The sequence below is a fragment of the Pseudoalteromonas sp. TAP-3C genome, from assembly GCF_059888565.1.
Window position 1 is genome coordinate 403,365 of record NZ_CM187618.1, and the last position, 25,444, is coordinate 428,808.

At 40.1% G+C, this 25,444-nt stretch carries 22 protein-coding genes and 2 pseudogenes; 7 read left to right on the plus strand and 17 right to left on the minus strand.

Translation table 11 applies throughout. The annotated features are described in order from the left end of the window. The first annotated feature begins 54 nt into the window (after positions 1–54). On the plus strand, positions 55–1,188 hold the full coding sequence (locus tag AC6H44_RS01840) for a 1-acyl-sn-glycerol-3-phosphate acyltransferase (protein ID WP_500737136.1): 1,134 nt from the start codon (positions 55–57) through the stop codon (positions 1,186–1,188). A gap of 106 nt (positions 1,189–1,294) precedes the next feature. Further along, entirely contained in the window at positions 1,295–1,540 is a 246-nt protein-coding gene (locus AC6H44_RS01845; protein ID WP_500737137.1) for a DUF1289 domain-containing protein, read from the plus strand. Here the strand turns inward: AC6H44_RS01845 and AC6H44_RS01850 are convergent. Further along, positions 1,537–2,232 carry a transporter substrate-binding domain-containing protein gene (locus AC6H44_RS01850; RefSeq protein WP_500737139.1) on the minus strand — a complete coding sequence of 232 codons (696 nt, stop codon included), beginning with the start codon at positions 2,230–2,232 and terminating at the stop codon, positions 1,537–1,539. The two genes, AC6H44_RS01845 and AC6H44_RS01850, sit on opposite strands and share 4 nt — an antisense overlap. A 123-nt stretch (positions 2,233–2,355) precedes the next feature. On the opposite strand from AC6H44_RS01850, the gene AC6H44_RS01855 reads away from it, so the two are divergent. Together AC6H44_RS01855 and AC6H44_RS01860 are read left to right on the plus strand one after the other, a co-directional pair. Further along, on the plus strand, positions 2,356–2,559 hold the full coding sequence (locus AC6H44_RS01855) for a DUF3283 family protein (RefSeq protein ID WP_500737140.1): 204 nt from the start codon (positions 2,356–2,358) through the stop codon (positions 2,557–2,559). 170 nt (positions 2,560–2,729) lie between these two features. Next, the gene (locus tag AC6H44_RS01860; protein ID WP_500737141.1) at positions 2,730–7,229 is read left to right on the plus strand and encodes an EAL domain-containing protein; all 4,500 of its coding nucleotides are present in this window, start codon (positions 2,730–2,732) and stop codon (positions 7,227–7,229) included. A 14-nt stretch (positions 7,230–7,243) separates the two neighbouring features. Here AC6H44_RS01860 and AC6H44_RS01865 read toward each other — a convergent pair whose 3' ends face one another. Then, a complete protein-coding gene (locus AC6H44_RS01865; protein ID WP_500737142.1) occupies positions 7,244–8,188 on the minus strand; it encodes an ion transporter in 945 nt (314 codons plus the stop codon). A gap of 8 nt (positions 8,189–8,196) precedes the next feature. After that, positions 8,197–10,862, minus strand: a pseudogene (locus tag AC6H44_RS01870) (bifunctional acetate--CoA ligase family protein/GNAT family N-acetyltransferase). A 114-nt stretch (positions 10,863–10,976) separates the two neighbouring features. Between AC6H44_RS01870 and AC6H44_RS01875 the strand changes: the two are divergent. Continuing rightward, positions 10,977–11,693, plus strand: coding sequence for an SIMPL domain-containing protein (locus tag AC6H44_RS01875; RefSeq protein ID WP_500737144.1), 717 nt, complete (start codon positions 10,977–10,979; stop codon positions 11,691–11,693). Here the strand turns inward: AC6H44_RS01875 and AC6H44_RS01880 are convergent. The 8 genes from AC6H44_RS01880 to AC6H44_RS01915 form a co-directional block, all read right to left on the minus strand. Then, positions 11,685–12,344 carry a hypothetical protein gene (locus AC6H44_RS01880; RefSeq protein ID WP_500737146.1) on the minus strand — a complete coding sequence of 220 codons (660 nt, stop codon included), beginning with the start codon at positions 12,342–12,344 and terminating at the stop codon, positions 11,685–11,687. The two genes, AC6H44_RS01875 and AC6H44_RS01880, sit on opposite strands and share 9 nt — an antisense overlap. Positions 12,345–12,462: 118 nt before the next feature. Further along, positions 12,463–14,295: a DUF885 domain-containing protein gene (locus tag AC6H44_RS01885; protein ID WP_500737148.1), complete on the minus strand. Its 1,833-nt coding sequence runs from the start codon at positions 14,293–14,295 to the stop codon at positions 12,463–12,465. 23 nt (positions 14,296–14,318) lie between these two features. Then, positions 14,319–15,455, minus strand: coding sequence for a radical SAM family heme chaperone HemW (gene hemW, locus AC6H44_RS01890; RefSeq protein WP_500737150.1), 1,137 nt, complete (start codon positions 15,453–15,455; stop codon positions 14,319–14,321). Continuing rightward, positions 15,452–16,051 (minus strand): RdgB/HAM1 family non-canonical purine NTP pyrophosphatase, encoded by a 600-nt coding sequence (rdgB, locus tag AC6H44_RS01895; protein WP_500737152.1) that lies wholly within the window; start codon positions 16,049–16,051, stop codon positions 15,452–15,454. The genes hemW and rdgB overlap by 4 nt, the downstream gene beginning before the upstream one ends. A 2-nt stretch (positions 16,052–16,053) precedes the next feature. Beyond that, positions 16,054–16,497, minus strand: coding sequence for a DUF4426 domain-containing protein (locus tag AC6H44_RS01900; protein ID WP_500737153.1), 444 nt, complete (start codon positions 16,495–16,497; stop codon positions 16,054–16,056). 40 nt (positions 16,498–16,537) lie between these two features. Beyond that, the gene (locus AC6H44_RS01905; protein WP_500737155.1) at positions 16,538–17,071 is read right to left on the minus strand and encodes a YggT family protein; all 534 of its coding nucleotides are present in this window, start codon (positions 17,069–17,071) and stop codon (positions 16,538–16,540) included. 64 nt (positions 17,072–17,135) lie between these two features. After that, on the minus strand, positions 17,136–17,957 hold the full coding sequence (gene proC, locus AC6H44_RS01910; RefSeq protein ID WP_500737156.1) for a pyrroline-5-carboxylate reductase: 822 nt from the start codon (positions 17,955–17,957) through the stop codon (positions 17,136–17,138). 17 nt (positions 17,958–17,974) lie between these two features. Next, entirely contained in the window at positions 17,975–18,688 is a 714-nt protein-coding gene (locus AC6H44_RS01915) for a YggS family pyridoxal phosphate-dependent enzyme (RefSeq protein ID WP_500737157.1), read from the minus strand. A gap of 2 nt (positions 18,689–18,690) precedes the next feature. Between AC6H44_RS01915 and AC6H44_RS01920 the strand changes: the two are divergent. Next, positions 18,691–19,730 (plus strand): annotated as a pseudogene (locus tag AC6H44_RS01920) (type IV pilus twitching motility protein PilT). Positions 19,731–19,739: 9 nt separating this feature from the next. After that, positions 19,740–20,876: a PilT/PilU family type 4a pilus ATPase gene (locus tag AC6H44_RS01925; RefSeq protein WP_500737159.1), complete on the plus strand. Its 1,137-nt coding sequence runs from the start codon at positions 19,740–19,742 to the stop codon at positions 20,874–20,876. Positions 20,877–20,978: 102 nt separating this feature from the next. Here the strand turns inward: AC6H44_RS01925 and ruvX are convergent, their stop codons facing one another. From ruvX to AC6H44_RS01955, 6 genes are all read right to left on the minus strand, one after another. Next, positions 20,979–21,425, minus strand: coding sequence for a Holliday junction resolvase RuvX (ruvX, locus tag AC6H44_RS01930; protein ID WP_500737161.1), 447 nt, complete (start codon positions 21,423–21,425; stop codon positions 20,979–20,981). 24 nt (positions 21,426–21,449) lie between these two features. Continuing rightward, positions 21,450–22,007 carry a YqgE/AlgH family protein gene (locus AC6H44_RS01935; protein WP_500737163.1) on the minus strand — a complete coding sequence of 186 codons (558 nt, stop codon included), beginning with the start codon at positions 22,005–22,007 and terminating at the stop codon, positions 21,450–21,452. Positions 22,008–22,124: 117 nt separating this feature from the next. Next, complete coding sequence (gene gshB / locus AC6H44_RS01940; RefSeq protein ID WP_500737164.1) at positions 22,125–23,075, minus strand: glutathione synthase; 951 nt, start codon at positions 23,073–23,075, stop codon at positions 22,125–22,127. A 66-nt stretch (positions 23,076–23,141) separates the two neighbouring features. Next, positions 23,142–23,876, minus strand: coding sequence for a 16S rRNA (uracil(1498)-N(3))-methyltransferase (rsmE, locus tag AC6H44_RS01945; protein ID WP_500737165.1), 735 nt, complete (start codon positions 23,874–23,876; stop codon positions 23,142–23,144). 81 nt (positions 23,877–23,957) lie between these two features. Beyond that, complete coding sequence (locus AC6H44_RS01950) at positions 23,958–24,419, minus strand: hypothetical protein (protein ID WP_500737166.1); 462 nt, start codon at positions 24,417–24,419, stop codon at positions 23,958–23,960. 104 nt (positions 24,420–24,523) lie between these two features. Further along, on the minus strand, positions 24,524–25,417 hold the full coding sequence (locus AC6H44_RS01955; RefSeq protein WP_500737168.1) for a DUF350 domain-containing protein: 894 nt from the start codon (positions 25,415–25,417) through the stop codon (positions 24,524–24,526). Positions 25,418–25,444: the final 27 nt, after the last annotated feature.

Consider the following 25,444-nt stretch of genomic DNA (forward strand, 5'->3'; position numbering starts at 1 on the left):
ATATAAACGGTACGTATTTTACGTGCCGTTTTTTTAACTTTATAGATGCAGTAAATGATTGAATTAGAAGATAAGTACGCAGATATAAGACCTTATAATGACGATGAAGTTGCCGCCTCATTAACGCGATTAATTAACGATAATGCGTTTCTTGATGTAATTGCAAAGTACAATTTGCCACGCTTTATATCCGCCGTTGGATTTTTAGCACGCGCCATAATAAAACATCAGTTACGTAAAAAGTGGGGCAAAGTTAATACAGTTGAAGATGTACAAAATGAAGTGGCGCATTATTTAAATAAATTAGTAAAACGCACAACCTCAAACGTTACTTTTTCGGGCTTAGAAGCATTAAATCCAGATCAAGCCTATCTTTTTGTCTCAAACCACAGAGATATAGTTTTAGACCCCGCGCTGGTTAATTGGGGACTATATCAACATAAAATGAAAACAGTCAGAATTGCGATTGGCGATAATTTATTGCAAATTCCTTATATTACTGAGCTTATGCGTTTAAATAAAAGCTTTATTGTAAAACGCTCAGCAAAAGCTCCTAAAGAGATGTTAAAAGCACTCACTCAGCTATCGGCTTATATTTATGATTCGCTTAAAAGCGGGCATTCAATTTGGATTGCGCAAAAAGAAGGACGCGCAAAAGATGGCGTAGATCAAACCGATCCTGCGTTATTAAAAATGTTGCAGCTTAATGGCCGTAAACAAAAAAAAGAGTTTGGCGAATATATTAAAGAGCTAAAAATAGTGCCCGTTGCAATATCTTACCAATATGAACCTTGTGCAATTGCTAAAGCAAAAGAGCTGTACCATAAACAGCATCATGGTAAATATGTAAAATCGGCGGGTGAAGATATTGCCAGCATTGTTGAAGGATTTAGTTCAGCCAAAGGGCATGTGCATTTATCGTTTGGCCAACCTATTGAATCGCACTGCGATAGCGCTGAAGAATTAGCAAAAACTATTGATAAGCAAATTATTGATTCGTTTTACTTACACTCAGGTAACTTTATTGCCGGTGGCAGTACTGAAGTGGCCATTGATAAAAATGATGCGGCGCAATTTGAAGCGCATTTGGCCAAAGTGCCAGAAGAGTTAAAACAGCTGGTGTTAGCTATGTACGCTAAGCCCTATCATCGAAAAACACAAACTCATGAACAAAGCTGTGAGCAGTAATTAACAGCTTGAGCAGACTAAAATAAAAGCAGCAATTAATTTGTTGCTTTTTTTTGCGCAAAAATAGCGCTATACTCAAACTATGCTTTTAATACCGGAGGGTGAAATGCAACAAATTGAAATATTTGATATTCCTAGCCCTTGTAAAGGTATTTGTTTAGTCAATAATCGAGGTTATTGCAAAGGATGTTATCGCAGTCGTGATGAGCGGTTTTCATGGAACTCATTAACTAATGCGCAAAAAAAGAAGGTGTTAAGCTTATGCCAGCAGCGCTACAAACGTTATTTACAAAAACACAAAGCACTTATTGAGCAGCCAGTTTCGCCTAAGCAGGACGATTTTGGCTTTTAATCAAGGCTATATTTAGCTCTGAGTAATCGTAGAGTGCCATTTTCATTTAATTTATGCAGTTGCTCCTCAAGTTTCGGTATTAATGCACTATGGCGAGCATGTAAAAAATGAAAACTCTTGATCGGTGCAAGTATTTCCATTTGAAATTGATTAGCATCAAACTGAGGATGTTTAGTCGACAATAAAAAGTCGAGTAATAATACCCCTTGTACTTTTTTTTGAGTGAGTAAATTGAGCTGCGCAGTCACGCTTTTCACGCTAATAACATCACCAATAAATGAGCGCTTATTTAAGTAACTTTGTACCGCTGGGTAACCAGCTTGAATAGCTATACTATTTAGCTGCTCAAAGGTACATTGTTGACAATTTTTTAATAGTACAAGGTTAAATTCAAACAGTGGAAAGTTAACCGCATGCAGATTTGTATACTGTTGACTAATAGCTGAAACCCGTCCTAATTGGCCATCAAGGGTGCCATTATTGGCAGCAGATAACGCACTTTGATGATTAAAGTCAATAATATGTACAGCATAGCCAAGTTCCTTATATGCAATAGTCATCAGCTCAATAACATAGCGAGCTTGTGGTGTATCTGCTGGGCGATTGAATAGCATATGTTGTGTGTTTGCTAAAGTGAAAAATGGCGCTAGTAAGCCACACAGCATTATGCATTGAAGAACGTATTTAATCACAGTGTTTCCATAGAAGGACAAAAACGCTATCAATCTACGTTTAAAAGTTAAAAAGCGCAAGTTTAGCCATGACTCCGATGCTATACTCTGAATATCATTATGATTAGTAAAAACAGGTAATTTATGTCGTTTAACTTATGCTTACTGCCGCGCGAGCAAAAGTATCAAATTCAGCTAGATTATGAGGCTTCATTTTGGGCTTATCAAATTAAACGCGGAAAAAAAACACGCGAGCAAGTTTACAACACTTTACATAGCCGTCCAGTGGCTGAGCAAGGTGTTTTAAAACAGAAGTTTGAGCATTATTTGGCAATTATGCTTAGCTAGAGTCTGCTTATTATGCTGGTTTTTAAACAATTAGAATCAATTAAAATGCCCTTGGCAAATAAGTTTTATAGCTTATGTAAAGTTTGTGGCCGTGCAAAAAAACACGCACCGAAATATCATCGTATTAAATTTCAGCCAATCATCAATCATTAACCAGCAATAGGGTACTCATGAGTATTAATAGCTTTGTTATGGCCATATTTGTGCTATTTATGCTCATAAGCGCTGTAGCAACAGCGCAAGTTAAACGGTTATCCCCAAGCGAAGGTTTATCTCAAAGTTACGTTAATACTATGCTTATTGATAAGAATGGCTATTTATGGCTTTCTACCGAAGGTGGCTTAAATCGTTATGATGGTTATCAGGTTATTCCAATTAATGGTCCAAATGGTGAGTTGGAAGAAGCGATTATTGACCGTATATACCAAGATCAACAAGGATATATTTGGATAGCGTCTTTATTGGCCGGCTTGTTTAGATACGATCCGCAAACAGATACCTACCAGCAGTATTTAGAAAAACCAGTGACTGAAGAGCAAATTTTGCAGCAGTCTGTTTTTACTATGCTTGCCACAGATGACAAAACTTTATGGATTGGGCAAGGACGTGCGTTCGCGAAACTGGATATAGATAGCGGCTCTATTACGCCTTTTTTTAAACTTCCTGAGCAATTTGAAAATGCGTTTGTGCGCACTTTGTTTCATTACAAGGATTATATTTTTATTGGTAGCACCGATGGTGCGTATGTTTTTAACATAGCAACTGAGCAAGTGCGACCATTAGAGCATTTGAGCGAAGCCGATGTGCACATTTATCAAAACAATGTGAAGTCATTTGCCCTTGGCAATCATAATCAGTTGCTTGTAGGTGCTGTTAAGGGTTTATACGCTGTTGATATTAGTAATTTAGATGCAATGTTTAATGATTACGACCAGGCATTCAAAAATAAAAAATTACTGACTGATTTGAATATTTGGGATATTGATAATCAACAAGGCGTGCTTGATTTAGCGACAGATAAAGGCTTACTGAGTTTTAACTTAAGCACCGCAGAGGTTGTTAAAAATAAACGTATTCAGCAGAGTAAATATACGCTTGCTGATACCAGTATTATTGATATGGTTAAAGATAAGTCGGGTGGAGTATGGCTAGCAACAAAAACTGATGGTGCCTTTTATTTGTCCAGTGACAATTATAAATTTTATAATATAGAAGGTAATGTTTTAACAGGTGATGGGCTATCACACCACTCTGTATGGGCAATAACTGAGTATCAAAATAAGTTATGGCTGGGCACGCACAATGGCTTAACTGCCGTCGATTTGAAAAATAATAGATCAGATGTGTATTTAAAAGACTATAAAGCCGATTTATTGACCACTGAGTTTACTATTTTCAAAATTATGCCTTATAAAAATAAACTCTGGTTACATTCAAACCGAGGATTGTTTATTTTTGACCCGCAAAGCCAACAACTTACCAAGCCAAAAACCGCCAATATTGCTAATCAAGTTTTTTTAAATGATTGGGTGCATGGCATGACATTGCTAGCGAATGGGGATTTATATTTTGTTCATCCTGATCACGGCATGTTTCAATATAATATTGATAGTCGGCTTTTAACTCACTTAAAAGGGCAGTTGACACAATTTGATCCATTTTTAGCGCATGGCTTTTTACCGCCATTACCAACACGGCCTAAATGGCCATTATTTTTCAGTGGCGGTGTTTTATATCAATTTAATCCTAATGATTTGAGCCTGAACACTATTTATAAAGTACCTGAGCATCATGACAATGTGGCGGTGAGTATTCTTTCCTACGTGGTAAATGAACAAAATATACTGTGGCTGTCTCTATCTAATTTTGGGCTCATTGGTATTGATGCAATCACTTATGAGTTAGTACACACCATTGATTTAGATAAAAATAAGTTAGGTACTTTATTATACGGTATGGTGCTTGATGAAGAGGGAATGATTTGGATGAGTAGCCATAAAGGCATATGGCGATTAAATCCTAAAACACTTCATTTTCAGCAGTTTACATCATCAGATGGGGTGCTCTCTGCTGAATTTAACAGTGGTGCTATGGTTAAATTAAATGATGGACGAATTGCCTACGGTAGCCTCAAAGGGTTTACCTACTTTGACCCCAAAGAGAATAAAAATAGCCAAGGTTTATTGAACCATGTGAATATAACTCGGATTAATTTAATGTCTCGAGACTTGTCTATTAACTTACAACAACCATTAGAGAATATTACTTTAAATCATGATGATATAGGGCTTGAGATTGCATTTTCAGCGATGTCATTTAGCTTTCAAGAGCGTATTATTTATGAGTATCAGCTCAATAAAGGCAAAAAGAGTTACACGCGTAATAATCGTGTGGTATTTCCTAAATTAAACCCCGGCACTTACCAGTTCAAAGTATGGGCAAAAGACCCCCTAACCGGTGCCTATACACCGCCTGCTATTTTAAACATTAAAGTAAACTATCCTTTATGGCGAGCACCATACTTTTTAGCCCTGTATGCAATTATTCTAATTACCATAATAAGTGTTTGGGTAATGCGACGTAATAAAATACAGCGTATTTTATTAGCTGCCCATAAAGAGAGCCAAGATAGCGAGGCACGTTTAAAGCTCGCGTTAGAGGGCAGTGAATCAGGTGTATGGGATTGGCAATCGGATCAGCTTAATATTTATCAGCCTAGGTTAGTTAATGAATTAGGCTATGAAGATGACTCTGTTAGTTTAGATGGTTACTTAGAGAAAATTCATCCGCATGAGCGGGCTATTTTTAGATTAGAGTGGTTAGAGTTTTTATCAACTGATAAGGGGTATTTTAATTGTACCTACCGATTACGCCATGCCAAAGGGCACTGGCGCTGGTATAAAGATTTTGGCAAAGTGGTTGAATGGCATGAAAATACACCGCAAAAGGTAGCAGGTACTTATACCAATATGACACGCGAAATGGTATTTGAGGAACATGCTCGTTTATTTACCGCTGCATTTGAACAGACCCGAGATTGGGTGTTTATTTTAGATAAAAATTTTAGTATACGCGCTTCAAATAAATCGCTGCAAAGCGCTTTTGGCTTATCAGCAGAGCCTCGTTCAACCCGCTTACTTAATTTAGGGATGACACGCAGCAGCTACTTTGACTATTTACGAATTATGCAAAAGCTTGAAGTAGGAGAGCATTTTTCATGTGAAGACACCGTGGTACTGGCAAACAAAGAGCAACGCCATGTGTTGGTTAAAATAAGCGCAGTTGCTGATGAAAGCCAAAGGTTGAGTAGCTACATAGTGATCTTAACCGATATTCATGCGCAAAAGGTCGCTGAAAATGAGCTGCATATATTGGCAAATTACGACGCTCTGACTGGACTGCCAAACAAAACCTTATTTAACGACAGAGCCATGCATGGCATCGGTCAGGCCCGTCGTCATCATTGTAAAGTGGCTTTGTTGCACGTCAACATAAAACGTTTTAAGTATTTTAACGACTCATTTGGCACACAAAGCGCCGATGAGATCATAAAGTTAGTAGCAAACCGCTTAAAGACAGCATTACGCCCCTGTGACAGCGTTGCGCGTTTAGGCGGTGATGAATTTGTTATTTTAGTTGAAGATATTCAGCAAATAGAAGAAGTATTACTCATATGTACCAAGTTAATGGATTGCGTGAGTAAAGACATCGAAATAAGCCAGCAAAGTGTCTCAGTACATTTAAGTATTGGTGTGGCTATTTTCCCTGATGATGCAGTGCAGTATAAAGCGTTGTTGAAGGCGTCAAATGTCGCACTCTATTACGCTAAAAAAGTGTTAGAGAGCAGCTATAAGTTTTATAAACAAGAGATGAATCAGCAGGTTGAAAAAACACTGCATTTAGAATCGCAACTGATTAAAGCGTATCAAGACAATCAATTTTGTAATTACTATCAACCCATTATTAACGCCTCTACGCAAAAAACTGTGGGCTTTGAGGTGTTGCTACGCTGGCCTGAAAACCAGTTAGCGAATACCCAAGAGCTCGCTAATGTGGCTGAAAATATTGGTTTAATTACTAAAATAATGCTGCAAACGTTTAAGCGTGCATTAGTAGCATTGACCGACTGGCGCACAGTATGTCCTGATTTATATTTATCAATTAATCTTTCAGCGCTCGATTTTGAGTTTGTAGGACTTGTGCCTGAAATTCGCCAATCGTTGAATAACGCGGCCCTGCCGCCAGAGGCTATTGTATTTGAAATAACAGAGTCTATTTTGATGCGAGACTCACAGCATGCAGTTAAAAATATGGATTTATTAAAACAGTTAGGCTGTAAATTGTATATGGATGACTTTGGCACTGGTTATGCTTCATTAACTTATTTAAAGCGCTTCCCAATAGATGTTTTAAAAATTGATCGTAGTTTTGTGCAAGATATCGGGATTGATTCGGATAACGAAGCGATTATTCAATCCACTCTAACTTTAGCCAGCAGTTTAGGTAAAGAGTGTATCGCAGAAGGTGTTGAAAGCGCGCACCAATTGGCTTTTTTAAAAGCCCAAGGCTGTGGCTACTTTCAAGGTTACTTGTTTAGTGAAGCTGTGCCTAAAGAACAGGTGCTCGGGCTAATTGAGCACGACTGGCAAGCTGTATTTTCAAAGGCCTAAAGCGCATCTCTTTGTTAAGGGCGTTTACCGCAATGGCGACAAAATAAATGTGAGCTGCGTTTATTAACTTCGGCGTTAATGGTTTTATTGGCTTCTAGTTTACTTAGCCCGAGCTTATAACGCAGCTCTTCAAGGTGATGTAACTGTTTGTCAGAGAGCTTACCATCGGTTATTTTCTCGTGGGTAGCATCTTCAAATAGCTGACGGCGTTTGCGTATTTGCTCTGAAAAACTCGATGCTAATAAGCCCGTCGGTATGGCTACCATTCCCATACTCACTAAGGTTATTACCCCTCCGAATAGCTTACCTACAGGGGTGATAGGCACAACATCGCCATAACCTACAGTTGTAAGGGTTGCCATTGCCCACCACATTGCTGCAGGAATAGACCCGAATTTGTCAGGCTGAATATCGTGCTCCAATAAGTAAATACCGCAAGAGGCGAGAATCAGCATGACAAACATAATAAAAAAAGCGGCTAATAATGAGCTCGACTCATCAATAAATGCTTGCAATAACAGTTGCATTGCGCGGGAATAGCGAGTGAGCTTAAATATCCGCAATAACCGTAGCACGCGTAAAAAACGTAAATCCATAGCAAAGAAAAACATTAATAAGCTAGGTAAAATAGCCATTAAGTCAATAATCGCTAAGGGTGATAAAATATACTTAATTCGTTTTTTTGTCATTGAGCAGTCCATTGCTGCGTACTTAGTTCGATCAACACAAGTCCAAGTGCGTATCAGGTACTCAATGGTAAAGATGCTGACCGATACTAGTTCCAAAATTAAAAATTCGCTAGCATATTTAGCTGCGATGGAACGTACCGATTCAAGTACAATTGCCACTACATTAATCATAATAATAATAATGAGTAGGATATCTAAAATATGGCCAGCTCGCCGATATTTCCCGGATGATTCAAATATTCGTGCAATTGTGTGTCTGAGTGTATGCATAGTGTTTCTTACAACGTCAGCAGCATATTGATACTGCCTTCTTCAAAATCACGACTAATTTTGAACCCAAGTTTACGGGCCAGTTCAATCATACCGGTATTCTCTGGCAGTGTAATACCTTCAATGGTTTTTACTCCTTGGCGTTTGCAGTGAGCAATGGCTGCATTCATTAAGATACGCCCTAATCCAAGTCCTTGGCAATCTGAGCGCACCACAATGGCAAATTCGGCCTGTAAGTTATCAGGATCCATAATCACTCGTGAGACGCCTAATGTTAGTTGCTGCTCGTTTTGAGCTTGAGTAACAATAAACGCCATTTCACGGTCGTAATCGATTTGTGTCATTTTAGCGAGTTGATCGTGATTAAACTGTGGTAACTCGCCAAAAAAGCGTTTATATCGGTCTTCTTTCGTTAAAGAACGATCAAATTCTTGGTGTGCTTGCTCATCTTCTGGTTTGATGGGCCTGAGTGTTGCTAAGGTGTTATTTTTTAAGGTTACCGTTTCAACCAATTCGATAGGGTAGGGGCGAATAGATAGACGTTTTCGGTGTGCTTGAATTTGATACTGACTCAAGTTCATGGTGGCATCGAGCACCAAAAACTGCCCATTGCTGGCTAAAATAGGGTTAAGCTCTAACGAAGTAATATCGGGTTGATCGATAATTAATTGAGATATTCGCGTGAGTAATGCACACAAGCGATATTTATCTACTTTTTCAGGCAGAACGCGATCTTTAAGTACCCCTTTATCATGAGCCGCGGCAATTAAATACTTAGCTAAGTTCATATTAAGTGGTGGCAATGCGACCGCAGCTTGAGCATATTCAAGCCCAGTGCCGGCTTCCCCTAATAAAATAACGGGGCCAAAATTAGGCTCTGTTTTAATGGCTATACGCAGCTCGTTTGCACCGGCTCGTGGGGCCATTTTTTGCAGCGAAAAACCATCAATAATGGCATCAGGGTAAGTGTTTTTTATTCTCAGTAACATGGCAAATGCCGTTTGCTCTACCTCTTGTGCATCATTGAGGTTAAGTACTACGCCGCCGACTTCAGACTTAGAGGGAATACTGGGGCTTATCAGCTTTAATGCCACCGGAAAGCCCAGTTCTATTGCTTGTTCTTTTGCTTCGGTGGGGGTGTAAGCCACCTCGGTTTGAATACAATCTATGCCGTAGCTACTTAAAATTTGACTTGCTTGATGGGTTGATAAGTAGTGTTGTTGATCATTTAAAAATTCTTTAATCGCTGCTTTAGCGGCGACTTTGTTGATAGTGGCATCATCGGTGTTTGATTCAGGTGTTTGGGTTAAGTGTTTTTGGTTTCGACGGTAGCTGACTAAGTGCATAAACGCCCCCACCGCTCCTTCGGGAGTGCGGTAGGTGGGGATGGCGTTGTTAGCGCAGATGCGTCTGGCTGCAAAGGCGGCATCTTCACCCATAAAGTTAGTAATAACGTATGGGCGAGCCATTTTGGGCAACTTATTAAGGGCTTCAACAATAACGTGGGCATAACTTTCACTGGGTGCTAATGCCGAAGGGGTGTGAATAATCAATAAGTTTTTAACTTCTTTAGCGTTTAGCAGTATTTCTAATGCGTGCTTATAACGCACCGGGGCCGAATCGCCAAATATATCTACTGGGTTGGTAACTGTATCTGAATGCGGGATGACGTTATTGAGCGCATCGCGTGTGGCATCACTTAGCTGGGTAAGTTTGCCTGAGCTTTGAATGAGTTCATCAACGGCCATCACACCAGGGCCCCCCCATTAGTTAATATGGTTAGCTGCTCTACTTGCAATAATTTAGGGTGCATTGCCAAGGTTTGGGTCGCGGCAAAAAGCTCACGCAAATCTTTTACTCTTAGCATACCCGCGCGCTGAAACATCGCATCATACACCGCATCTGAGCTTTGTTTTCCGCCGGTGTGTATTTCAGCGGCGCGCGCGCCTGCGCTGGTTCTACCTGTTTTAATGGCAATAACCGGTTTAGAAAATGCCGCGGCACGAGCGGCAGAAATAAAGCTACGAATATCATTAATATTATCTATATAGAGTAGAATCGCTTTGGTTTTAGCATCACGGCCTAAAAAGTCGAGAATTTCGTCAAATTTAATATCTAAACAATCCCCCATAGATATAAAATAGGAAAAGCCAATTTCTTTATTTTTTGCCCAGTCAAGAATAGTCGAGCAAACGGCTGCTGATTGCGACACAAAAGCCAGCTTTCCAGATGTCGCAACGGTGTGGGAGAAACTTGCATTTAAACCTATATGGGGAATGAGTAACCCTAAACAATTTGAGCCTAGCAGCGTTACTTTGTGTTTTGCCGCGCAGTCTTTAAGCGCCTGCTTTTGAATCATAGTAAGGCCATCAGCAATGATAATCGCACTATGACAGCCAAGCGTGCCAAGTTGCTCAATAATTTCTATTAGGGTGTTTTTGTTGGTACAGATAACGGCTAAATCAGGTATTTTTGGTAACGCTGCAATGCTTGGGTAAGCCAGCACGCCATGCACTGCAGTATGATTAGGTGTAACGGGCATAATCGGCCCTTTAAACCCGCCTTGCAGTAGGTTGCGCATTACCACATTACCAGCTCGCGTTGCGGTATTTGATGCGCCAATAACAGCGACTGAGCTTGGATTAAAAAACTGACTAATACGTTTTAAACTCATTGCGTTTCCTTGGCAGATTAAACTTTGCGTTATGTACTTTCTCAATGTAACCTGTTTTATAGTTTTTTTCGAGCGTGAATATGCCGATTATTGATATCAGTCAAGGAGAGTAAGGTGAATAAAATATCGAATGTAACCGTTGTTGTGGCAGCGATGTGCCTAAGTATTGGCTTAATTGCGTTGGGTTTTATTGTCAAAGGAGCCGCGCTTGATATTAAAGGGATGGAGCGTACCGTCCAGGTCAAAGGCTTAGCGGAACGTGAAGTGCTTGCAGATACGGTTATTTGGCCTTTGCAGTTTAATGATGCCGACAACAACCTTGAAAAGTTAGTTGAGCGGGTTGAGCAAAAAAACGATGCAGTGATCGCTTTTTTAAAGTTACATGGTTTTGATGATGAAGAAATAACAACAGGTACGCAATCTATCATCGATAAACAAGCACGTGAATACGCGAACGATAATCAAAAGTTTAGGTATGTGGTTAGCTCTAATATCATTGTATATTCTAATGCCCCCGATAAAGTTAAAAACGCATTGAGCAAAGTAAGTCAGTTAGCAAAACAAAACATTGCCATAGTACAAGATAACTATCAAACCCGTATTGAGTATATTTTTACTGGGCTTAACGATATAAAACCTATGATGGTGCAAGAAGCCACAGAAAAGGCCCGTGAAGTGGCCGATAAGTTTGCCAAAGATTCAAATTCACGCTTAGGTAAAATTAAAACTGCTCGCCAAGGTCAGTTTAGTATTAGCGATCGGGATTCAAACACACCGCAAATTAAAAATGTACGTGTTGTTACCAGCGTAGAATATTACCTATCAGATTAACGCTGCCACTTGCTTGGTAGAGCGCTGTAAATAAGCGGCACTTAGCAGTAAGGTTATTTCGCTTGGGGGATTACTTTTTAATGCCTCAAGCAACTGTAGTTTTGCTGTAGGGTTTTGCTTTTGTTCTATTTCCATTAATGCCAGTAAGGCTGAAAATTCATGTTTTACGGGTATGTTTGGTTTATGTGCATAGGCAATATAACTGGCAACCGCAGTCAGCCCTTGCTGATTTGTGTGTGCTAACGCTTCTAATAGTTCTTCGTTAGATTCAAATAACATTAACGAGCGAACATAGTTAAAAGGCAATTGTGTAGGCTTTGCTTGCTTAAACACATTATGTAAGGCGTTATTGCCAGCGTCATCGGTACTAATAAATCCTTTATTTAATTTAAGTGCAGGGGTAAAAAAGCTCAGTGCGTCTAAACTGGTTAGTTGCTCAATAAACTGAGCAGGCGGCGTATTAGTGGTTAAAATGCGCACAGCGATATTTTGCATAAAATCGTATTTAATACTCATGCGCAGTGCGCTTTCAAACAGGTAATTAAGCTGCATGGTTTGTTGTGCGCTAGTGAGTTTTTTAAAGTCATTGTCAAGCTCACTAAACTGTTGTTGTTTAATGCGCGCATCAAGTAGCTGTATGCTCAAATCCATCCTAGTATCCTCAGAAATACAAATGTAATGCAATTGGAATTAAGCTTATCCTAGCTTAAATTTTTGCTTTATAACACAAAAGGTCGCAATAGCGACCTTTTGTATACCTAATTAACAATTAAGCTTGTTTACTGGCAATCCATTCATCTACAAAGTTCTCAAGTACATTTAATGGGACTGGGCCATTTTTAAGAACGACATCGTGGAATTGACGAATATCAAACTTATCGCCAAGTTGCTTTTTAGCATCTTCACGTAGTTCTAAAATTTTCAGCATACCTACTTTATAAGCCGTTGCTTGTGATGGCATTACAATATGACGTTCAACCATTTTCACGCCGTCAGAAGTGGCGTTAGGGGTGTTGTTAACGTAGTAATCAATCCCTTCTTGGCGAGTCCACTTCATTGCGTGAATACCGGTATCAACCACTAAACGACATGCACGCCATAATTCCATGGCTAAGCGACCAAAGTCAGAGTAGGGGTCTTGGTAAAGCCCCATTTCTTTTGGTAGTAATTCTGAGTATAACCCCCAGCCTTCTATGTAGGCTGTGTAACCGCCAAATTTACGGAACTTAGGCACACCTTCAAGTTCTTGTGAAATAGCAATTTGCATGTGATGACCCGGAATACCTTCATGATAAGCCAAGGCTTCCATTTGATAAGTTGGCATGGCTTCCATGTCGTAGAGGTTGGCGTAGTAAATACCTGGACGCGAACCATCCGGTGCAGGTTGTTGATAAAACGCTTTACCTGCCGCTTTTTCACGGAAGGCTTCAACACGTTTTACAATCATGTCGGCTTTTGGTTTTACAATAAACAGCTCATCTAAGCGTGTTTTCATATTATCAATTAAGCCTTTCGCTTCATTTAGGTACTGCGCTTTACCCGCTTCAGTATTAGCTAGATAAAATTGCGCGTCTGTTTTCATAAACTGCATAAAGGCATTTAAGTCACCCTCAAAGCCGACTTTATCTTTAATGACACGCATTTCATCATGAATACGTGACACTTCAGCAAGGCCAATAGCATGAATTTCTTTTGCGCTAAGATCTGTGGTGGTGGTACGTTTAAGGGCGTTATTGTAAAACGTTTCGCCATCAGGAAATTTCCAAGCGCCATCACGCTCATCAGCACGTTTTTCTAACTGTGCAATGTAATTAATAAGCTTAGTGTAGGCCGGTTTAACCGCTGTTTTTAATGCGTCTGTCGCTTTATTAATAAGTGCATCTTTTTCAGCTTGGTCAATTTCTAAGGCATTTACTTTGCGTTTAAAGTCAGCTAAAAGCGTTGAATCTTCACCCTGTTCAAACGGTGCACCTTTGATGATGTTTTTGCTTGAATCAATAACGTGTGGAAATACAAATTTAGGCGCGATGATATTTTTATCAGCGCGAATCTCTAAGCCGGTAATAAGTTGATCAAATACACCCGGTACCCCATTTAAACGAGCAATGTAATCATTGGCTTCTTTTACGTTGCTAATTTGATGCTGGTTAATTAAAAAAGCCGGCACCATAGAGTGGGTACCAAACATTTGGTTAACTGGGTAGTTATGGTAACGCCATTTAAAATCGGCAATGCTGGCTTCTAGAGCTTGTTTTTTTAAGTCATAGCTTACTTGAGTTGCTGTATCTAATTGTAAGCGATTGATGTTATTAAGTGTTTCAAGATCCGTTTTAGCTTGTGCTAGGTCTTTACGTGCTTTTTCTTCGCTGTTGTCATCCCATTTATCATAATCTTTTTTGATGCCCATGTAGGTTTGATAAACCGGACTGCTCATTACATCACGATTAAAGGTGTCTTCAAAAAAAGCATTCGCTTTATCAATTTCACTTTGCACAGTTTGTGCCTGAACCACAGGAGCTGGCGTGGACTGTTGTGTTGCTTGCTGGCAACCTGCAAGCAGTGCCACGCTAACTGTGGCAGCAATTAGAGTAAGTTTACGCATTAGTATTCCTTTTGTTGTTATCACTAAACAAATAACGCGAGCAGATCATTTAAAAAACGTTGCCCTTGGAGTGTAACGTGCCAATGACGGTCAGTTTTTGTAAGTAAACCGGCATTAATGGCTTTGTCTAGTGCATGTTGTTGGCTTTGCAGTGGCTGCTGCGTTAGCGCATTAAAATCATTTATAGGGCATGGCTCAATTAAACGAAAGCGATTCATAAAAAACTCAAACGCTAAGTCGTCTTGCTCTACCTGCCAGCTTTTGTACAAGTAGGGTTTAATTATGTCCATGTAGCCCCGAGGGTGTTTAACCTTTTCAGTGCGTGTTATCACCCCCGTTTTCGCATCTGTGACCTTACCATGAGCGCCACAGCCAATGCCAAGATAATCGCCAAACCGCCAATAATTCAAGTTATGTTGGCATTGATAGCCCGGTTTTGCATACCCTGAAATTTCGTATTGCTGATAGCCTGCTTGTGCTAACAGTGCTTGGCCTTGCTCTTGAATATCCCATAAGATTTCGTCTTGTGGCAGAGTAGGTGGTTTTGAAGCAAACTGTGTATTGGGCTCAATGGTGAGCTGATACCACGAAATGTGCGGTGGATTAAGCGCAATAATTTGTTTTAAATCACTGAGCGCGTCATCAAGTGACTGCCCGGGTAAGCCGTGCATTAAATCAAGGTTAAAGCTATTTAACCCCGCTTCATTGGCTTGCTGTGCGGCATAACTGGCTTCATCGGCGCCATGAATTCGGCCTAAGGCTTTTAATTTATCGTTTTGCATGCTTTGCACGCCGATAGAAATACGATTAATGCCTGCTTTTACATAGTCTTTAAATCGATTCGTTTCTACGGTGCCGGGGTTTGCTTCAAGGGTGATCTCACAGTTATCGCTTAAGCCAATTAGGTTATCGACTTCGTTAAGTAAACGAGTATATGCCGCGCCGGTTAATAGGCTTGGCGTGCCGCCACCTATAAAAATACTGTGAATTTTACGCCCTTGTACTAAGTGTAAATCAGCGTTTAAATCGTCAATTAAGTGCTGCACATACTCAGCTTCAGGAATGTCACCTTTTTGGCCGTGGCTATTAAAGTCGCAGTAAGGGCATTTTTGCACGCACCATGGTACGTGCACATATAGGCTCAGTGGGGGAAGGTTCACAGGCCGCCTTTGTGTTGTAGCGTTTGCAGTAACATTTTAAGTGCTTGGCCGCGATGGCTTAGTGCGTTTTTTTGCGCTTTTGTTAGTGCGGCACTGGTGCAATTTTCTGAGGGCACAAAAAAGATGGGATCGTAACCAAAGCCACCTTCACCTTGCTGGGTGAGGGTAATTTCGCCCTCCCAGCTGGCACTACAAATAAGTGGGGTTGGGTCATCAGCATGACGCATCAATACCAATACACACCAAAAGCGGGCACTACGATTAGGGTTATCGCCTAAATCCGTGAGTAACTTATTTATGTTGTCTTGATCGCTTGCCCCAATACCGGCAAAGCGGGCTGAGTAAACACCAGGTGCGCCATGTAAGCTATCAACTTCTAACCCAGAATCATCAGCAAGGGCGGGCAGCCCTGTTATTTTAGCCGCATGGCGTGCTTTGATTATCGCGTTTTCTACAAACGTGGTGCCCGTTTCGGCTACGTCACTGACATTAAAGTCGCTTTGTGGCACAACATTTATATTAAGTGCGCTGAGCATGTTAGCCAGCTCACTGACTTTACCGGGATTACCGGTTGCAAGGACTAAGGTGTTGGTCATATTTAATCTACGTAAAATTTTTGCTGAAACTGTAAGGTTTGAAATTGGTTATCTTGTTTAATTTCAATTTCAAAACGTAAAATTTCTTCGTTGGTGTAATCGACTTGGGCAAGATAATAAATAGAGTCGCCTTCAACCACTTCTTTAAAATTGAGGCTTTGTTTATTACCTAATAAGTTTCTAGCGGTGCCTTGTAATGTTGCTTTTTGCGCTGTTTTATCAGCATCATTTTTTAAAATAGAAATATTAACAATGCCTTTATAACCGCTGCGTTCAAGGCCGTACGCTTTAGCTATTTGCGGCTGAATAAATGTGGATGGAAAAGCAATATAGTGAACTTGCCAAGGACCCAGTTCTTTGTATTGGGCACCTTGTTCTTGTGCGCTGTAGGCATTAAATGCCAGAGCGAGACCTGCGATAAAACAAAACGTTATAAATTTATGCATAGTTAACTCCAAAAAAGAGGCGCTAGGCCTCTTATGTTACTTAAGCTAAAAGGTCCATCAGCAGCATTTGTAAAAACTGAATCCCGATGATCACCACCAGTACCGATAAATCTAAGCCACCAAGTGGTGGTAAAATTTTACGTATTGGCTTTAACATTGGCTCAGTAAGCTGGTGGAATACTGCTTCCATAGGATTTTGCCCTTGGCTTACCCAGCTTAAAATAGCGCGGATAATTAACACCCAAAAGACTAAGTTTAAACCTTCTTTTAAAACCGTTATCAGCGCTTGTATTAATACTGGGCCAACAGCCCAAGAACTATAAATAAGCCACATTAAGGTACTTATTTTTGCCACAGCCACTATAAATGCCAGTAGCAAAGAGGCTAAATCAAGCCCACCCACCCCCGGAATAACCTTTCGCAGTGGGTTAACTGCAAACGACGTAGCTTTGATCACAAATTGGCTCATTGGGTTGTAAAAGTCGGCTTTTGCCCACTGTAGCCAAAAGCGCAGCAGTACCACCATTAAGAATAGATCAAACAAGGTGCTAATTAAAAATTGCATGGCATTCATAGTGTAACCTTTAGTATCGTTCAATAGGTTATAACGTTATTTAACGCTAATGAGTTAAATAAAATTAAAGTTCTTGTTCCATTTGCTGTGCACGAGTAATACACGCATCCATGGCATCGGCAACGGTTTGGGTTAAGCCTTTATTTTTTAAATGCTCAACAGCAGCATGGGTGGTTCCACCTTTAGATGTTACATTAGCGCGTAATTGCGAAATAGTAATATCTGGTTGGCTAAGGGCCATTTCAGCTGCGCCAAGGGCGGTTTGTTGTACAAGGCGGCGCGCGTCTTCATCACTAAACCCAAGTGCTTTGGCTTTTTCCTCGATGGCTTCCATAAATAAGAAGAAGTAAGCCGGTGAAGAGCCGGTAACAGCAATAATATCGTTAATTTGTGATTCTTTTTCAACCCAAACAACAATGCCAGTACATTCAAATACTTGTTGTACAAACTCGTGCTCGCTTTGGGTTTCGCCTGCGCCATATAAACCGGATACCCCGCGGCCAAGTAATGACGGCGTATTTGGCATACAACGTACCATTTTTACATCTTGGCCAAGCATCTCACGCAAGCGTTTAACGGTTAAGCCTGCAGCGACTGAGATAAATAATTTATCACTAAAATCGATGCCTGAATCTTGAAACGACTGGCATAAGTCGCCCATCATTTGTGGTTTAACAGACAAAACAATGACATCGGCATCGCGCAGTGCTTCGTTATTGTCACGGGTAGTTTGCACTTTGAAATCTGCTGCGACCTTCGCTAGTTTTTCTTGGTTGCGGTTGGTTGCAATAATGTTGTTTGCGTTAAAGCCGTTTTTTACCATGCCACCAATGATGGCGTAGCTCATATTACCTGTGCCTATAAATGCGATTTTTTTATCTGACATATGTCTGTTATCACCTTTTAAGTTCGTGTTCCAAAAATATCTGTGCCGATCCTCACCATGGTTGAACCTGCCGCTATGGCAGCTTCTACATCGTTACTCATCCCCATCGACAGCGTATCTATATGAGGATATTGGGCCTGTAGTTTATCAAAGCAAGTTTGTAATTGCTCAAAATATTGAACTTGCGTGTTTGCATCGTTACTTTTAGCGGGAATAGCCATTAATCCGCGCAGCTTTAAATGCGCGCATTGATCAATATACTGGGCGAGCTCAGTAATTTCACCTGGCTGACAACCAGATTTTGCCTCCTCTTCACTAATGTTGACTTGAATAAGTACATTCAGTGGGGGCATTGTTTGAGGACGCTGGCTGTTTAAACGCTTTGCTATTTTTAGTCTATCGACACTTTGTACCCAGTCAAAATGACTGGCCACCAAGGCGCTTTTATTTGACTGAATGGGGCCAATAAAATGCCAAACAATATCGCTAAATGTGTCAAGTTGCGCTATTTTATCCACAGCTTCTTGAACATAAGATTCACCAAATTGGCGTTGCCCTTGCTCATAAGCTGCCATAATATCAGAGACAGGCTTGGTTTTAGATACTGCGAGTAACGTTATGTCGTCACTATTACGCTGTGCATTATGCGCTGCCTCTGCAATTCTAGCGTAGGCGGATGTGAGTCGTTCTGCTATTGTAACCATATATTTATCAGTTAGTTGTGGAGTCATAAATGGATATCACCGAATTATTGGCATTTAGTGTGCAACATAAAGCATCAGATTTGCACTTATCATCAGGGGTGTCACCTATGATACGTGTTGATGGTGATGTGCGACGTATTAATATACCAGCACTTGGAGATAAAGAAGTCAGTAGTCTGGTTTATGACATTATGAATGATAACCAGCGCAAGGACTATGAACAAAATCTCGAAGTTGATTTTTCTTTTGAAGTGCCTAATTTAGCACGTTTTCGTGTAAATGCCTTTAATTCTAATCGGGGTCCTGCTGCGGTGTTTCGTACTATTCCTAGTGATGTTTTATCACTTGAGGATTTAGGCGCGCCTGAAATATTTAAACAAATTTCAGATAACCCGCGCGGTTTAGTGCTCGTGACCGGCCCGACGGGGTCAGGTAAGTCGACCACACTGGCGGCGATGGTTGATTACATTAATCAAACTAAGCATCAACATATACTAACCATTGAAGATCCTATCGAATTTGTGCACGACAATAAGCTAAGCTTAATTAATCAGCGAGAAGTACATCGTGACACACATAGTTTTTCTAACGCTCTGCGAAGTGCTTTGCGTGAAGACCCCGATGTTATTTTAGTGGGGGAGTTACGAGATTTAGAAACCATTCGCCTTGCAATGACCGCGGCTGAAACCGGTCATTTGGTGTTTGGCACATTGCATACAACTTCAGCCCCTAAAACGATAGACCGTATTATTGATGTATTCCCTGGTGAAGAAAAAGATATGATCCGCTCTATGCTCTCTGAATCACTGCGTGCGGTTATCTCGCAAACATTGATAAAAAAAGTAGGGGGGGGCGAGTGGCGGCCCATGAAATTATGCTGGCAACGCCGGCGATTCGTAATTTAATTCGTGAAGATAAAATTGCACAAATGTACTCATCTATTCAAACGGGTGCGTCACTGGGAATGCAAACCATGGATCAATGTTTAACAAACTTAGTTAATCGTGGAATCATTACTCACACAGCGGCGTATGCAAAAGCGCAAGATAAAACCCAGTTTAGCGCTTAAGGAATTATTATGACTTTATCTTTAAATCATTTTTTACATGTAATGATCGACAAAAAAGGCTCTGATTTATTTGTGTCGAGTCAGCTGCCGATTAGCGCTAAAATTAATGGCGAGCTTACGCCGCTTGACGATCAAAAATTAACTGATGAACAGGCGTTAGAGTTGGTTGAATCGGCGATGAGCGATAAACAAAAAGCTGAATTTCATAATACCAAAGAATGTAATTTTGCGATTGCGACCAGTGAAGGGCGCTTTCGTATTTCTGCTTTTTGGCAGCGCGACAGAGCGGGTATGGTTATTCGCCGAATAGTGACTGAAATCCCTGATGTTAAAGATCTTGGGCTACCCTCAGCCCTGACTGATGTCATTATGTCAAAGCGTGGGTTAGTGCTATTTGTAGGTGGCACCGGCACCGGTAAGTCAACATCACTGGCAGCATTAATTGGCTACAGAAATCGTAATCAGCGCGGGCATATATTAACCATAGAGGACCCGATTGAGTTTGTGCATGAGCACCAAAAGAGCATTATTACTCAGCGAGAAGTGGGTTTAGATACTGAAAGTTTTGAATCAGCACTTAAAAGCTCTTTACGCCAAGCGCCAGATGTTATTTTAATTGGTGAGATTCGATCGCAAGAAACCATGGAGTATGCATTGAGCTTTGCAGAGACAGGGCATTTATGTGTTGCTACTTTGCATGCCAATAACGCTAACCAAGCCATAGACCGTATTATGCACTTGGTGCCAAAAGAAAAGCACGATAAATTAAAATATGATTTAGCGCTTAATTTACGTGCCATTATTGCTCAGCAGCTCATTCCAACCTCAGATGGTGAGGGACGTGTAGCTGCAATCGAGGTATTACTTAATACGCCCATGGTCAGTGAGTTAATTAAAAACGGGAATATTGGTGGTATTAAAGAGACCATGGCTAAATCAACAGAGATGGGCATGCAAACCTTTGATCAGGCTTTATTTGAGCTTTACAGACAGCAACGTATTAACTACGCCGATGCACTTCATCATGCTGATTCACCAAATGACTTACGCTTAATGATTAAACTGCGTAATAATGAGCAACAAGGCGCAGGTTTTTTACAAGGTGTGACCATTGATGGCCTTGATGATAAAGGTAATATGACCTAAGTCACTTAGGGTTTGTTGACCTTTGCTGATTAAAATTTGTTTAAAACCAAGTTAAATAAAAAAAGCGCCTAGAGCGCTTTTTATGTATGTTTGAATAATGTATTAACCATAACGGGTTTCAAAAAAGCTCTCTAAAATGATCACCGCAGACATATTGTCTACGTTCCCTTTGCCTAAGTTTTTGTAGCCGCCACGTTCAAATAATCGTGCTTTAGCATCGGCAGTGGTTAAGCGTTCATCTTGAGTTTGAACCTCAATGCCATAATGATTATGCAGTCGATTAGCAAATTTTTTGGCTTTAAACGTCACATCCTGTGTTGTGCCATCCATATTAAGCGGCAGGCCGACAACCATTAAATCGGGTTGCCATTCTTTTACTTGTACAGCAATGTCATCCCAATTAGGGATGCCATCTTGGGCTTTGACTGCCTTTAAGCTGGTGGCACTCCCGGTCAGTTCCTGACCAATAGCAATACCAATACTTTTGGTGCCAAAGTCAAATCCCATCACGGTGCGCTCACCTTGCGGTTTTACTGTTTTTTTAGTCATGTATTTCTTTAATAATAGTATGCGCTAAGCATGCCCGGCTTCAGGGCTCAGTTGACCAATATCAAAACCAAGCATAGAGACAGCCATTTCCCAGCGTTTTTCTACGGGTGTATCAAAAATTATTTTAGGATCGGCTTTAATTATTAACCAACTATTATCCAGTAGCTCTTGCTCTAACTGGCCTTGCTCCCAACCGGAATAACCTAATGTAATTATAAATTGTTCTGGCGCTTGAGCAGTTGTTAAGGTTGCTAATACATCTTTTGAGGTAGTGATCATAATATCACTGCTCAATTTTTGGCTTGCCGAGTACCCAGGTTTAGGTGAATGCAGCACAAAACCACGGTCGGTTTTTACTGGCCCGCCAGCAAATACACTTACCTGAGCAGCATGCTGAGATTTATCGTTATCAATCTCAATTTTGTCCAGTAATTCACCTACGGTAACATCAATAGGCTGGTTGATGACAAGCCCCATAGCGCCTTCTTCATTGTGTTCACAAATATACGTGACGGCACGTTTAAAAAAAGGGTCTTGCATTGATGGCATTGCGATTAAAAAGTGATTTTCTAATGACTGCATAATTTTTACCCTTTTAATTATTGAATATTGAGTATGGCATAGTCCGATGTTTTTAGAACTAAAAACTTATTCAAGTTTATAGCGATAAACTAGGTAATAATTTAGAACAGTTTGGCGTTATTTACTCAACCTCTTTTCTATGGCATCGAATAAAATGCCAGTAATAGAAATATCGTAGGCCGCTTCAATTTCTTTTACACAGGTTGGGGCTGTGACGTTAATTTCGGTTAACTTATCGCCAATAATATCTAAACCAACAAATATTAAGCCTTTTTCTTTCAACGTTGGGGCAACGGCCTCGGCAATTTTAAGATCTGATGCGCTAATAGGGCGTGCTTCGCCGCGTCCACCTACGGCTAAATTACCGCGTGTTTCGCCATTTTGTGGGATACGCGCTAAACAATAAGGAATAACGTTACCATCAACAACTAATACACGCTTATCGCCTTGAGTGATCTCTTCAATATAATTTTGCGCCATCGCAAAGCGACTGCCATGCTCAGTTAAGGTTTCGCATATTACACCAATATTGGCATCATCGGCTTTTACTCTAAAAATAGAAGCACCGCCCATGCCATCAAGCGGTTTTAAAATAATATCTTTATGCTGCGCTAAAAATTCACGGATTTGCTTTTGACTACGTGTAACTAAGGTATCAGGCGTGTGTTCACTAAACCAAGCGGTAAAGAGTTTTTCATTGGCGTCGCGCAAGCTTTGAGGTTTATTAACCACTAATGTACCGGCTTGTTCAGCGCGCTCTAAAATGTATGTAGCGTAAATATATTCAGTATCAAAAGGGGGGTCTTTGCGCATTAAAATAACGTCTAAATCAGCCAGCGCTATGGTTTGTTTTTCTTCAAGTTGATACCACTTTTGTGGGTTATCAAAAACTTGAGCTTTGGCTGCAGTGGCGTAGGCATTGCCTTGACGCAGCGATAAATCATCCATTTCCATATAGTAAATTTCGTAGCCACGGGTTTGCGCTTGCATCATCATTGCAAAACCGGTGTCTTTTTTAATATTAAATCCACTAATAGGATCTGAAATAATACCTAACTTAATTGCCATGCGCTGTGCCTTAATTTATCTGTTTTTTACAACTGTAACTCTGATATGTGGGTGCTTTTAGTTATTTCAATTAGCTAAATCGCCAAATTGTAATTGCAGTGCGCTTAAAACGGTTAAAGCCGCTGTTTCTGTTCGCAGTACTCGTGGACCTAAACGAATATCTACAAATTCTTGTTGTTTAGTTTGCGCCATTTCATCATCGGTAAAACCGCCTTCAGGGCCGACTAAAAAACGCACGCCACCATCGGGGACGGTAATTGTTTTAATGCTGTGCTCGGCGCGCGGGTGCAAGGTTAACTTAATTGCATCAGTTTGCTGTTCCAGCCAATGTTTTAAAGCAACGGGTGGGTTGATTATGGGTATAAAGTTACGTCCCGATTGCTCTGCAGCGGCAATGGCTATTTTTTGCCACTGTTGATGTTTTTTCTCTAGGCGGTCACCGCTGAGTTTTACGCCGCAGCGCTGACTAAAAATAGGCGTGATTTCAGTGATGCCAAGTTCAACCGACTTTTGAATGGTAAAATCCATTTTATCGCCACGAGATACACACTGGCCTAAATGAATCTTTAGTGGCGATTCAACATCATGAGGATTAAATTCAAGGGGCATAACGACGACGTTTTTTTTGCTCACTTCAATAATTTCACTGAGAAACTCCCCCCCTTGACCATTAAAAACAGAAACCTGTTCGCCTACTTTCATACGCAGCACTCGGCCTACATGACCTGCTGCGTCATCGTCAAGGTTTAAAGGGGTGTTAACAGCAATCGGTGATGATTGATAAATATGAGGCACTCGCATGATTAATCACTTTTTACATAGAAGTTATATTCCGCTATGGTAAGTAAGCAAAGGCTTAGGTGCAATTATTTATTTTTCATATTAAGGGACTGTAAGCTCTGTTAGTTCTTCTGAGGTTTGAGCTATATCGGTATCACAGAACAAATAGTTTGAATGGCACTCTTCATTTATGGGCTTAATGTTATATCCTTGGTCTGTTTGAATGATCATGTAACGTTTTTCATGTAGTGAATTATAAATAAAGCGTTGTGTATCCTCGGCTAGTAAGTAGTCTGTTTGATTTAACAGCACACCCTGAATATTGTGGTGTTCGTGTAAGTAGTTGGCAAGCTCAGAAACGCTTATTTCGTTTTTAATATCGCAATAGCAAAAATCTTTAACGAGTTCGTCAAACATCATTTTAACCAGCTTTTGAGTATTAGCCCCAGCAATGATGATATCTTTTTTTTCTGGAGCATTTGTATTTATGTAGTATTTAATAAATGAATGACTAAACTCGTTGTCTAAATCAATTAATAGATAACTCGCTGTTTTAATTTCCATATGCCTAAAGTCCTTGTTAATTTCCACATGCCTATAGTCCCTGTTAATTTACTAGAATATCAAATAGGGACGTTTAGTAACGGCTTAATTTAATCAGTTTGGTACTAAATTGAAAACATACTTATCAATAAATAACCAATAGCACAAAATCCAGCAAACTCGATGCATGCAATGCCAATATTATCTTGATGATCAACTTCATGTGCAGTATCAATGTTTGGCATTGCGATAATTTTTATAATATACGTTAAACAGTACAGTAATAACCACATCACACCGCAGTGCATTACTAAAGTGAATAAATTTTCTACCATTTTACCGCTTTGAAATGCCGCACTTGATAAACCAGCATACGCAGCAAGCGCCAAACCAATTGACTTACCCGCATAGCGAATACCGATTGAAGTATTTTCTAAGCCAAAATTACTTTGTAATGACGCGCCTTGATTGGTTTTAGCAAAGCGATATTCGCGTATTTTACTATCTAGGGCAAACAACCCTTGTAAAACAAAAAAGCTTACCGAGGCTATTAATAAATTACTAAAGCCTTGTGTGTGTGTCCACGTATATAAACCCAGCACTAAAATACAATTTGCAATCAACATGCCTGAATCAACCATAGCTGCACAGACGTTTTGTTTCAATATTGCAGCTTCTTCATTAAAACGACTTAATATCCATTTACGATGAATTAAATGCCCCATTTTTATAAATAAAAATAACAGCACAATTAACAAAATTACCTTTAACGGGTTTGATTGGGCGGTACTAATGCTTATTTCGTCAAACAAAAATGCCACAGTGGCAATCACAACTGATATTTCACAGGCAAAACTAATCCCCATTGCAAAGTTATCATGTTGTGCTAATTCTTCTTTAAGTGCTTGTTTTGTTTTTATTTGAGTAATAATTCTTAAACTGATGATGATGATACAAATAACAACAAAACTAATAGCAATCGCAACTAAACTAGTGTTAGATAATGACAAATATGACATGGTGTTCCTAATAGTATTTACCTTGAT

Bases quoted from the DNA above. Each gene is read 5' to 3' on its own strand.
- AC6H44_RS01900 (WP_500737153.1), bottom strand. From the start codon at position 16,497: ATGCATAAATTTATAACGTTTTGTTTTATCGCAGGTCTCGCTCTGGCA.
- AC6H44_RS01840 (WP_500737136.1), top strand. From the start codon at position 55: ATGATTGAATTAGAAGATAAGTACGCAGATATAAGACCTTATAATGAC.
- AC6H44_RS01925 (WP_500737159.1), top strand. From the start codon at position 19,740: ATGACTTTATCTTTAAATCATTTTTTACATGTAATGATCGACAAAAAA.
- rdgB (WP_500737152.1), bottom strand. From the start codon at position 16,051: ATGACCAACACCTTAGTCCTTGCAACCGGTAATCCCGGTAAAGTCAGT.
- AC6H44_RS01880 (WP_500737146.1), bottom strand. From the start codon at position 12,344: ATGGATTTGAGCATACAGCTACTTGATGCGCGCATTAAACAACAACAG.
- AC6H44_RS01865 (WP_500737142.1), bottom strand. From the start codon at position 8,188: ATGCATACACTCAGACACACAATTGCACGAATATTTGAATCATCCGGG.
- AC6H44_RS01905 (WP_500737155.1), bottom strand. From the start codon at position 17,071: ATGAATGCCATGCAATTTTTAATTAGCACCTTGTTTGATCTATTCTTA.
- AC6H44_RS01885 (WP_500737148.1), bottom strand. From the start codon at position 14,295: ATGCGTAAACTTACTCTAATTGCTGCCACAGTTAGCGTGGCACTGCTT.
- AC6H44_RS01845 (WP_500737137.1), top strand. From the start codon at position 1,295: ATGCAACAAATTGAAATATTTGATATTCCTAGCCCTTGTAAAGGTATT.
- AC6H44_RS01860 (WP_500737141.1), top strand. From the start codon at position 2,730: ATGAGTATTAATAGCTTTGTTATGGCCATATTTGTGCTATTTATGCTC.
- AC6H44_RS01955 (WP_500737168.1), bottom strand. From the start codon at position 25,417: ATGTCATATTTGTCATTATCTAACACTAGTTTAGTTGCGATTGCTATT.
- rsmE (WP_500737165.1), bottom strand. From the start codon at position 23,876: ATGCGAGTGCCTCATATTTATCAATCATCACCGATTGCTGTTAACACC.
- gshB (WP_500737164.1), bottom strand. From the start codon at position 23,075: ATGGCAATTAAGTTAGGTATTATTTCAGATCCTATTAGTGGATTTAAT.
- AC6H44_RS01935 (WP_500737163.1), bottom strand. From the start codon at position 22,007: ATGCAGTCATTAGAAAATCACTTTTTAATCGCAATGCCATCAATGCAA.
- ruvX (WP_500737161.1), bottom strand. From the start codon at position 21,425: ATGACTAAAAAAACAGTAAAACCGCAAGGTGAGCGCACCGTGATGGGA.
- AC6H44_RS01855 (WP_500737140.1), top strand. From the start codon at position 2,356: ATGTCGTTTAACTTATGCTTACTGCCGCGCGAGCAAAAGTATCAAATT.
- AC6H44_RS01915 (WP_500737157.1), bottom strand. From the start codon at position 18,688: ATGACTCCACAACTAACTGATAAATATATGGTTACAATAGCAGAACGA.
- AC6H44_RS01950 (WP_500737166.1), bottom strand. From the start codon at position 24,419: ATGGAAATTAAAACAGCGAGTTATCTATTAATTGATTTAGACAACGAG.
- proC (WP_500737156.1), bottom strand. From the start codon at position 17,957: ATGTCAGATAAAAAAATCGCATTTATAGGCACAGGTAATATGAGCTAC.